Source organism: Antrihabitans stalactiti (genome assembly GCF_012932915.1).
In the GTDB taxonomy this organism is placed as follows: domain Bacteria; phylum Actinomycetota; class Actinomycetes; order Mycobacteriales; family Mycobacteriaceae; genus Antrihabitans; species Antrihabitans stalactiti.
This window is the reverse complement of sequence record NZ_VCQU01000025.1, coordinates 1-1,365: the sequence shown is the minus strand read 5'-3', so window position 1 is coordinate 1,365 and position 1,365 is coordinate 1. Positions and strand designations below refer to the sequence as shown.

Sequence of the window (1,365 nt, the reverse complement as noted above, 5' to 3'; positions counted from 1 at the left end):
GACTCTGTGCTGTCTACATACATGTGGCACAGATATGTCTACATACATGCGGGACACATTCTAGGCCGCGAGGTGGAGTTGGCCTTGGTATCGCTTGGTCGGATCGAGCATCAGGTGGCCGATCGGGTCACCATCACAGTCGTAGGCGGTGGCGTGGTCGCCATTGCGTAGGACGGTGATCTGTTGTCCAGCACGGAATCTGCCGATACTGATACTCGCCCCACCCAGGGCGACGACACCGTTGCTGCTGACCGTCAAATGGTGAATCGACGCGTCCCGTTGGACAGGCAGATGGTGGGGCCCACCGAGCTCTAGCGCGGCGTTCCACGCCTGCTGCGGCGTCATTCCGATCGCGGAGTGCCATCGCGCGGTGTTGTACCAGTCCTGGTACTCATCGCAGAGGGCTTGCAACGCAACAAGGTCCACCGGTGCCGGCCGGGTGGCGAGCCATTGTTTGAACGTCCGGTGATGGCGTTCGACCTTCCCGCAGGTTTGGGGGTGAAACGGGCTCGAATGAATCAACCGGGCCCCAGTGTCGGTGACCATGCGGGTGAACCGGGAGATCCCACCCCGGGTACGGCGGGAGGTGAAGGCGGTCCCGTTGTCGGAGAGCACAATCGCCGGGACCCCGAACCGGTCGAACGCACGAGTGATGGCAGCGATGGCACCGGCGGCGGTCTCCGCGGCCGCGGCCAACGACGCCACCAGGGTCCGGGTGCAATCGTCGAGCACCTCGAACACCACCACCGGAGTGCCGTCAGCGAGCTTCACCACCGTGGCGTCGATCTGGTAGCAATCGCGTGGTCGCCCAAAAGAGAACCGCTTGTAGGACGACTTCGGGCGCTTCTTCGGCGCCGCGACGACCATCCCCAACCGGGTGAGGATCTTGTTGATCGTGGCTCGAGACGGGATGTTCCACCCTTCCCCCGCCCAGTCCTGGTCGAGGGCAACCTGTACCAGTCGCGCCGCGATCTGGTCGGCACCGTTATCGAAGGTCAGATACAACCGGGCGCGCGCGATCTCTACCTGCACCCAGAACGGTGTTTCGCGCGGACGAGTTTTCGGACGGCGTGAGCGTGGTGTCCACCGGTGTTCGGCGATGATCCGGTCGCGGTGGCGATAGGCCGTGCTCCGCGGAATCTTGTGGGTCCTGCACCATTTGGTGAACGAGCCGCCGAAGGCGTCGGCGATTCCTTCGATATGGAACATGACCAGCGTGGCATCGAGGAGATCCATCAGGGCAACCGATCTGGGCATGAACTGATCCAAGCCCGGTCTCAGGTGCCATCACCTACGCATCCAACAACCTGTCCCACATGTGGGTAGACATCAGATGTCCCACATGTGTCGAGACTGGACAGAGTC

At 62.5% G+C, this 1,365-nt stretch carries 1 protein-coding gene; it reads right to left on the bottom strand.

Annotated features, from left to right (window positions below; translation table 11 throughout):
• Positions 1-60: 60 nt before the first annotated feature.
• Entirely contained in the window at positions 61-1,257 is a 1,197-nt protein-coding gene (locus tag FGL95_RS31950; protein ID WP_240963481.1) for a DDE-type integrase/transposase/recombinase, read from the bottom strand.
• Positions 1,258-1,365: the final 108 nt, after the last annotated feature.

Excerpts from the sequence above, each read along its gene's own strand:
- FGL95_RS31950 (WP_240963481.1), bottom strand. The coding sequence starts at position 1,257 with ATGCCCAGATCGGTTGCCCTGATGGATCTCCTCGATGCCACGCTGGTC.